Consider the following 7,740-nt stretch of genomic DNA (forward strand, 5'->3'; position numbering starts at 1 on the left):
CCCCCCGCGAAGACCCACCCCGAGGCGCCCGCCCGACCCGCGACGAACGCAAGCCTGCCCGCCCCACGGCCGACAAGCCCGCCCGCGAAGACCGAGCCGCCCGCGAAGACCGCCCCCGCCGCCCCGCCAGGGACGAAGCCGCGGGCCGCCCCCGTCCCCCACGCGAAGACCCGCGCGCCCGAGGCACCCGCGACCCCAACCGCGCCCGCGACACCGGCAAACCCCGGGAAGGCCAGCCCGACCGCAAACCCCCACGCCCCGACCCCAACCGCCAGCCCCCGCGCCGCCCCCGCCCCACCGAGCGCTGAGCGCCTTCCCCAGCGCACCGAAGGGCAGGTTGGACGAGTGCCCTCATCGGGCACTCAGAACAACTGAAGGCCAAAGGAAACGAAGAACCGCAGCCGAGGCCGACTCCTAGATCAACAATGCCCGATTCAAGGCCGACGCTGAAGCCGGCACAGGGATCGAGCACCTAATCCCTGCACTTCCCGCTGCTCTCTTGACCAGAGGTCACTTCGCGGGCTTGAGGTCCTTGCGCAGCTCGGGCGGCAACGCGAACGCGATCTTCTCGTTCGCCGTCGTCACCTCTTCGACCTCGCCATACCCGCGCTCCGCCAGCCACGCCAGCAGGTCCATGACCAGGTTGTCCGGCACCGACGCCCCACTGGTCACACCGACCGTGGTGACACCCTCCAGCCAGGCCTCATCGACCTCATGCGCGTAGTCGACCAGGTATGACGCCCGCGCCCCGGCCAGCAGCGCCACCTCGACGAGCCGCTTCGAGTTCGACGAGTTCGTCGAGCCCACGACCAGTACCAGGTCGCACTCCGGCGCCATCGCCTTGACCGCGACCTGGCGGTTCTGGGTGGCGTAGCAGATGTCGTCGCTCGGCGGGTTCTGCAGATCCGGGAACCGTTCGCGCAGCTGGTCGACGCGTTCCATTGTCTCGTCGACCGACAGCGTGGTCTGCGACAGCCAGATGACCTTCGACGGGTCGCGCACGACGACCTTGTCCACGTCTTCCGGGCCGTCGACGAGCTGCACGTGGTCCGGGGCCTCGCCGGCGGTGCCCTCGACTTCCTCGTGGCCCTCGTGGCCGATCAGGAGGATGTCGTAGTCCTCCTTCGCGAAGCGCTTGGCTTCGAAGTGGACCTTGGTCACCAGGGGGCAGGTCGCGTCGATCGTGCGCAGGTTTCGCGCCGCCGACTGCTCGTGGACCGCGGGGGACACGCCGTGGGCGGAGAACACGACGAGCGCGCCCTCGGGCACCTCGTCGGCCTCGTCGACGAAGATCGCGCCGCGTTCGCGCAGTGTCTCCACGACGTGGCGGTTGTGCACGATCTCCTTGCGGACGTACACGGGCGGCCCGTAGGTCTCCAGCGCCTTCTCGACGGTGATGACCGCACGGTCCACCCCGGCGCAGTAGCCGCGCGGCTTGGCAAGCAGGACACGTTTGGTCGGAGCACTCATGACTCCAAGGGTACGGGCGTGCCGCCGAGGCCGGATGTGGCCCGTGTCTCGACGGCTCGTCGCTGTGCAGATCCGGCGGATTCGGGCAGGCTAGGACCATGAAGTCTCTCCCCCTGCCGTTGCGCCTCGCGGCCGGGCTCGCGGCCACCGCGGTCGAGCGTGCCCGCGAGCTGCCCACCCAGATCGCGGGCCTTCCGGTGACCGTGGTCAGCCAGGCCCTGCAGGCGACGATGCGCGTCCAGCAGCACGTCACCGAGTTGGCCATCAAGGGCGATGAGGCCTTGGCCGCGCTGCGCCCGGTCGAGGAGGCGCCGGAGTGGGCGACCTTCGACGAGGACGTCGACAGCTACGACCTGAGCCGGCCCGCGTTCGACCGCGTCACCGACGACGACATCGATGACCTCGATGACATCGACGACGAGCCTGTCGCCGAGCAGGCCGAGGTCGAGGTGCCGGACGACCCCGCGGCGGCGGACCCGTGGGAGCAGGAGGAGCAGGCGATCACCGCGGCCGTGACTCCCCCGGCGTCCATCCCGAACTACGACGAGCTGTCGCTGCCGCAGCTGCGTGCCCGGCTGCGCGCGTTCTCGGTGGCCGACCTGGAAGAGGCGCTGGCCTACGAGCGGGCGAGTGAGAACCGGGCGTCGTTCGTCGGCATGCTCACCCGCCGCATCGCGACGGTGCGCGACCAGACGTGACGGGGTCGACAGCCGAAGAGCCGTGGCCGGTCCGCACGGTCGCCCGCAAGATCTCCGAGTGGATCAACCGGTTGGGCACCGTGTGGGTCGAGGGCCAGCTCACCCAGATCTCGGCCCGCCCGGGCACCGGCACGGCGTTCCTGACGCTGCGCGACCCGGCCGCCGACGTGTCCATGACCGTGACCTGCCCGACCGGGATGCTGCGCCTGCATGAGCCGCCGCTGAGCGACGGCACGCGTGTTGTCGTGCACGCGAAGCCGACGTTCTTCATGAACCGCGGCACCATCAGCCTGCGCGCGGACGAGATCCGCGCGGTCGGTATCGGCGAGTTGCTCGCGCGCATCGAGCGGTTGCGCAAGCTGTTGGCCGCCGAGGGGCTCTTCGACCCGAAGCGCAAGAAGCGCCCGCCGTTCCTTCCTCGCAAGATCGGTCTGATCACCGGTCGCGCGTCCGCCGCCGAGCGCGACGTGCTGGTGAACGCGAAGGCCCGCTGGCCCGCCGTCGACTTCCGAGTGGAGAACGTCGCGGTGCAAGGGGCCTTGTCGGTGCCGCAGATGCTCGACGCATTGTCCGTTTTGGACAAAGACCCGGAGGTCGAGGTCATCGTGATCGCCCGCGGCGGCGGCTCGGTGGAGGATCTGCTGCCGTTCTCCGATGAGACGCTGTGCCGCGCGGTGTCCGCTTGCCGCACACCGGTGATCAGCGCGATCGGCCACGAGCCGGACACCCCGCTGCTCGACCACGTCGCCGACCTGCGCTGCTCGACACCGACCGACGCGGGCAAGCGGGTGGTTCCCGATGTCGCGGAGGAGTCCACGCGGATACGCCATCTGCGTGATCGTGCCCGCCGCGCCCTGCACGGGTGGGTGGACCGCGAACGCCGCCTGCTCGACTCGCTGCGCAGCAGGCCGGTGCTCGCCGACCCACTGACTCCGCTGGCCAGGCGCGCGGAGCAGGTCGACGCGCTCGCCGAACGCGGCAGGCGCGCGCTGCTGGGCAGGCTCGCCGCGGAACAGTCGGCGCTCGCCGCGACGCGGGCCCGCTTGACGACCCTGGGGCCAGCCGCCACGCTTGCTCGCGGGTATGCGGTCGTCCAGCTCACCGATACCGACGGGACTCCCCGGGTTCTCCGCTCCATCGAGGACGCTCCGGAGGGCACCCGTCTGCGGATCCGGGTCGCGGACGGCGCACTGCACGCGGTCGTCACCGACGATCGGGACGCGCCCGCCGAAGGGAGGTAGCCGTGAGCGAGACCGACCGGCCGATGCCGGTTCTCCCTGTGTCATACCGGGAACCGTCGTTCCTGCCGCTCACCGTCGCCACCACTTCGGGCCACCCGGCGCTCCACCCGTCGGCCACCCGCGCCGACGCCGCGGCCGCCGAATGCTGGACCGCGCTGCTCGCGGGCTGCGACACGGCGGGCCGGTCGCTGCCCGGCAGGCTCCGCGAACTCGTCGACGCGACGTCGACCTACGCGGGCACTGCCTGGTGGAACGGCGACGGCGCGTACCACCGGGGGCGCATCGACCGGGCCCGCACCCGCATCGAGGAGGCGGTGGCCGACCGCGATGGTGCAGACTTCGCCGAGGCCTTCGTCGGCTTCGACCAGGCGGTCGCCACCGCCCTGGTGCGCGCGCACAACCGAACGAGGAGTCCTGCAAGGTGACCGAGCCCGGATACGAACAGGCCCGCGACGAACTGGCGTCCGTCGTGGCGAAGCTGGAAGCGGGCGGACTGTCCCTTGAGGACTCACTGACCCTGTGGGAACGCGGTGAGGCCTTGGCCAAGATCTGCGACCGACACCTCGCGGGAGCCCGCGAACGGGTCGAGACCGCCCTGGCCGCCGTCGAGGCCGAAACCGACTGACCGCGAACCGGGTGGGCACCTCGGACATCGGGTGGGCTCGCGCTCGTCCCGTACCGCTCAGGTCGGCGGAACCGCTGCGGTCCATGCCTGCCGCGCGGCCATTTTGAGGCCGATGTCGATCACGGGCGGCGGTGCGACCACATGCCGTTGGACAGCGGCGGCGGCGCGTTCGGTGGCGGTGAGGTAGTCGGCGACGATCCGCGCGGTGAGTGTCCCGGCCGCGACAGCGGTTTGGACGACGGTGAGTTCGGTGCGATGCCTGCCGAGCAACGCGATCACGCTCGCCGCGTCTTCGGGGCTGTCGTCGGGGTCGAGATTGATCAGCGGGGTGGTCGTTCCGACTCTGTCGACGTTGTGGCGCATTTCCAGTCCTTCGGGTGACGGAGTCAAGTAGGTGGGATCGGAGCGTTCTCGCGCGGCGCACTCGGCACGATGGGCGGTCACCTGGCTGCCACCAGCAGGCGGGTGCATTCGGTGCACGTGCGGGTCCCTTGCGGCCGGCGCGGAAAGTCCTCGACGGTCAGCACCAGGTCGACTCCGCACACGCAACGGACTTCGTCGCCGGGGCAGAACCGATACCGGGCACCCCCGACCAGCGCGGCGTGCAGCGTGCCCTCCGATTGCTGCCACTCCCACTCCGACCTACGCACGTGATCACCTCCAAGGCGCGACACCTGACCGCCTGTGGAATGCTCTTGTTTCAGTCAGTCTGTCGCGTTGCGGCAACGATCGCGCGTTTCCGAAACGTGTGCAAGTCGGCGAACAGGTGAAGGGACATCCACATGCCACGCAAGGCTCCTGGCGCCCGTGAGCGAGGCATCGGTGCTGAACTCCGCAAGATTCGGGAGGCGACTGGTCAGTCGGTCACGGCGGTCGCCGCCAGTCTTGGCTGGTCCAAGTCGTTGCTGTCGAACCTGGAGAACGGCAAACGCAACATCGAGCCCGAGGAAGTAGCGTCGCTTCTCGCGGTATACGGGATCACCGACTCTCGGCGCGACGATCTGATCGGCCGCGCCCGTGCGGCCGATGAGCCTGGGTGGTGGGAGCGCACTCTCCCGGGGGTGCCGACCGAGTCCGGCACACTCGCCAGCTACGAGGCCGAAGCATCAGCGCTCCTGGACTGGACGCCTGCCTTGATTCCAGGGCTTCTTCAGACGATGGACTACAGCCGTGCGTACATGCTGTCCGACGGTATCGACCCGAGCGACGTCGAAGTTCGGCTCATGGCGCGCCTCCGCAGGCAGCAGGTTCTCAGTGGGCCTGTTCAATACACGGCGATCATCGGCGAGGCGGCCCTACGGACGCCATTCGGTGGCAGGGCCGTGATGGCCGACCAACTGCGGTCCGTGGTGCGGATCGCCGACGCGCAGAATGTCACGATCCATGTGGTCCCAGAATGTATTCCGCACGCAGGACTCATCGGCGCGTTCATGGTCATCAGGTTCCCTGTCGCGCGCCCGGTTGCACACGTCGAGCTGCTGCGCACAGCCATGTTCCTTGATCGAGACGAGGCCACGCCCTACGGGGATGCCGTCGCCCGGCTTCGCGCCGTTTCGATGGGCGCGACAGAATCAACTCAGCTCATCGCGACCGTGGCTGAGGAGATGCGTGCAGATGGTGGTGTGGCGTAAGGCGAGCCGATCAGGCTCTACAAGCAACTGTATCCAGGTGAGCAACACGGGCCAGGTCAGAGACTCAAAGAATCCCTCTGGTGGGGCTTTGTCTGTCGACTTGGCCGCCCTGGTCGCCGCCGCGAAGTTCGGCCGAGTCACTCGCTGACACCGGTTGGAAGGGCAGTCGGTTGAGGCTGGCCGGAGTGCCGCGTCGCCCGGGGGACAGGTTTCTCCTTCGCTTCGCTCAGCTCGCGTTGACCCGCGCCCACCCAGCACCGAGCAACGCACCTCACGACAGAAACTAGTCGCGAGGCAGCGGGGTGGCCGCGAGAGCGGCGGCGGCCAGGGTCCGGAACTCATCCTCGGTTCCGCTGCCGGTGATCACCAGCGTCACGCCGTCCAGCTCCATGGCCCACGCGCGCTCGTCGCGGCGGCCTGGGTAGACCTGCCACGACCGGCCGCCCGCCTCGACCTCGCCCGTCGGCGCTGACTCCCGGTCCGTTTCGACCTTCACGACCTCCGTGGGCGCGGCGCTGGACTGGCTGAGCTGGACGAAGTGCCCCGGGGTGATCCACCCCACCCGCACGACCACCGAGACCGGGTCGACCGGCCCCGAACTGGTCGAGTTCGCCCGCCACTGACCCGGGACGGCCGGGAACCGGATGGCGAAGTCGGCCGTGCGGGCGTAGCGGGCGAGGTCGACGGCGGCGTCGACGGTGGGCGCGGTGGCCGGGTCGGCCTCGGGCGGGCCGGGGCTGAACGAGCACCCGCGGTTGAACACGAGCAGCGACCCGATGATCAGCAACAGGGCCAGCAGCGACAACAGCATGTCGCGAGCGGTGTGCGATGCCCGGTCGGGGCGCTGGGGAGGGGCCACCGTCCCATCGTCGCAGGCGGCGCTTCGTGACGAGGGGCACGCCCCCGGCGATTCCTCCTCAGCCCCTCCGATCTGGGAGGATGCGAGGTGGTCTCACACCGCAGGCCGCGCCGATCCGGGAGGCAGAATGACCACCTCGACCACCAGCGCTACCCCCTCGCGTCGGCGGGAAGCACCCGACCGGAACCTGGCGATGGAACTGGTCCGGGTCACCGAGGCCGCCGCGATGGCGGCGGGCCGCTGGGTCGGCCGGGGCGACAAGATCGGCGGCGACCAGGCCGCGGTCGACGCCATGCGCAAGCTCGTGCACACCGTGTCCATGCGCGGCATCGTGGTCATCGGCGAGGGCGAGAAGGACGAAGCGCCCATGCTCTACAACGGTGAGCTGGTCGGCAACGGCGACGGCCCCGACTGCGACGTCGCGGTCGACCCGATCGACGGCACCACCCTGATGGCCAAGGGCATGCCGAACGCCCTCGCGGTCCTCGCGGTCGCCGAGCGCGGCGCCATGTTCGACCCGTCGGCGGTCTTCTACATGGAGAAGCTGGCGGTCGGGCCCGAGGCGGCCGACGTCGTCGACATCACCGCGCCGGTCGCGGAGAACATCCGCCGGGTCGCGAAGGCCAAGCACAGCGACGTGTCCGACGTGACGGTGTGCATCCTCGACCGCCCGCGCCACGACTCCCTGGTGCACGAGGTCCGCGAGGCGGGCGCGCGCATCCACTTCATCTCCGACGGCGACGTCGCGGGCGCCATCTCCGCGGCCCGCCCGAACACCGGCGTCGACCTGCTGCTCGGCATCGGCGGCACCCCCGAGGGCATCATCGCCGCGGCCGCGCTCAAGTGCATGGGCGGCGCGATCCAGGGCAAGCTGTGGCCGAAGGACGACGCCGAGCGGGAGAAGGCGATCGCCGCGGGCCACGACCTCGACCGCGTGCTGTTCACCGACGACCTGGTCGGCGGCGACAACGTGTTCTTCTGCGCCACCGGCGTCACCGACGGCGACCTGCTGCGCGGCGTGCACTACCGGGCGGGCGGCTGCACCACGCAGTCCATCGTGATGCGCTCGAAGTCCGGCACGGTCCGGATGATCGACGGCTTCCACCGGCTGACCAAGCTGCGCGAGTACGCGTCGGTCGACTTCGACCGCTCGGCGGAGGACGACGAGCACGAACTGCCGCCGCTGCCGTAAGCCCAGGTCGCGGCCCGCTCGACT

Annotated in this window: 11 protein-coding genes and 1 pseudogene; 8 read left to right on the top strand and 4 right to left on the bottom strand. The window is 70.1% G+C overall.

Annotated features, from left to right (window positions below; genetic code table 11):
* Positions 1–308: pseudogene (locus ACRDSQ_RS31495) on the top strand (DUF6542 domain-containing protein); the annotation flags it as partial.
* 202 nt (positions 309–510) lie between these two features.
* Here ACRDSQ_RS31495 and ACRDSQ_RS31500 read toward each other — a convergent pair.
* Positions 511–1,470 carry a 4-hydroxy-3-methylbut-2-enyl diphosphate reductase gene (locus ACRDSQ_RS31500; RefSeq protein WP_431426160.1) on the bottom strand — a complete coding sequence of 320 codons (960 nt, stop codon included), beginning with the start codon at positions 1,468–1,470 and terminating at the stop codon, positions 511–513.
* Positions 1,471–1,568: 98 nt separating this feature from the next.
* Here ACRDSQ_RS31500 and ACRDSQ_RS31505 point away from each other — a divergent pair, with 98 nt between their 5' ends.
* The 4 genes from ACRDSQ_RS31505 to ACRDSQ_RS31520 are packed head-to-tail and all read left to right on the top strand — an operon-like array spanning position 1,569 to position 4,034.
* A complete protein-coding gene (locus ACRDSQ_RS31505) occupies positions 1,569–2,168 on the top strand; it encodes a lipid droplet-associated protein (RefSeq protein WP_431426162.1) in 600 nt (199 codons plus the stop codon).
* A complete protein-coding gene (xseA, locus tag ACRDSQ_RS31510; protein WP_431426163.1) occupies positions 2,165–3,409 on the top strand; it encodes an exodeoxyribonuclease VII large subunit in 1,245 nt (414 codons plus the stop codon). The genes ACRDSQ_RS31505 and xseA overlap by 4 nt, the downstream gene beginning before the upstream one ends.
* Before the next feature lie 2 nt (positions 3,410–3,411).
* Positions 3,412–3,834, top strand: coding sequence for a sugar ABC transporter substrate-binding protein (locus tag ACRDSQ_RS31515; RefSeq protein WP_431426164.1), 423 nt, complete (start codon positions 3,412–3,414; stop codon positions 3,832–3,834).
* Entirely contained in the window at positions 3,831–4,034 is a 204-nt protein-coding gene (locus ACRDSQ_RS31520) for an exodeoxyribonuclease VII small subunit (RefSeq protein ID WP_091378514.1), read from the top strand. The genes ACRDSQ_RS31515 and ACRDSQ_RS31520 overlap by 4 nt, the downstream gene beginning before the upstream one ends.
* A 57-nt stretch (positions 4,035–4,091) precedes the next feature.
* Here the strand turns inward: ACRDSQ_RS31520 and ACRDSQ_RS31525 are convergent, their stop codons facing one another.
* Complete coding sequence (locus ACRDSQ_RS31525; protein WP_431426166.1) at positions 4,092–4,397, bottom strand: hypothetical protein; 306 nt, start codon at positions 4,395–4,397, stop codon at positions 4,092–4,094.
* 77 nt (positions 4,398–4,474) lie between these two features.
* Entirely contained in the window at positions 4,475–4,684 is a 210-nt protein-coding gene (locus ACRDSQ_RS31530; protein ID WP_431426168.1) for a hypothetical protein, read from the bottom strand.
* 132 nt (positions 4,685–4,816) lie between these two features.
* Between ACRDSQ_RS31530 and ACRDSQ_RS31535 the strand changes: the two genes are divergently transcribed.
* The gene (locus ACRDSQ_RS31535; RefSeq protein ID WP_431426170.1) at positions 4,817–5,665 is read left to right on the top strand and encodes a helix-turn-helix domain-containing protein; all 849 of its coding nucleotides are present in this window, start codon (positions 4,817–4,819) and stop codon (positions 5,663–5,665) included.
* Complete coding sequence (locus ACRDSQ_RS31540) at positions 5,649–5,813, top strand: DUF397 domain-containing protein (RefSeq protein ID WP_431426173.1); 165 nt, start codon at positions 5,649–5,651, stop codon at positions 5,811–5,813. The genes ACRDSQ_RS31535 and ACRDSQ_RS31540 overlap by 17 nt, the downstream gene beginning before the upstream one ends.
* 135 nt (positions 5,814–5,948) lie before the next feature.
* On the opposite strand, the gene ACRDSQ_RS31545 is transcribed toward ACRDSQ_RS31540, so the two are convergent.
* Positions 5,949–6,524 (bottom strand): DUF4245 domain-containing protein, encoded by a 576-nt coding sequence (locus ACRDSQ_RS31545; RefSeq protein ID WP_431426171.1) that lies wholly within the window; start codon positions 6,522–6,524, stop codon positions 5,949–5,951.
* A 127-nt stretch (positions 6,525–6,651) separates the two neighbouring features.
* On the opposite strand from ACRDSQ_RS31545, the gene glpX reads away from it, so the two are divergent.
* Positions 6,652–7,716, top strand: a complete 1,065-nt coding sequence (gene glpX, locus ACRDSQ_RS31550) for a class II fructose-bisphosphatase (RefSeq protein WP_431426172.1) — start codon at positions 6,652–6,654, stop codon at positions 7,714–7,716.
* The last annotated feature ends 24 nt before the right edge of the window (positions 7,717–7,740 follow it).

Source organism: Actinokineospora sp., from assembly GCF_050699995.1.
GTDB lineage: Bacteria > Actinomycetota > Actinomycetes > Mycobacteriales > Pseudonocardiaceae > Actinokineospora.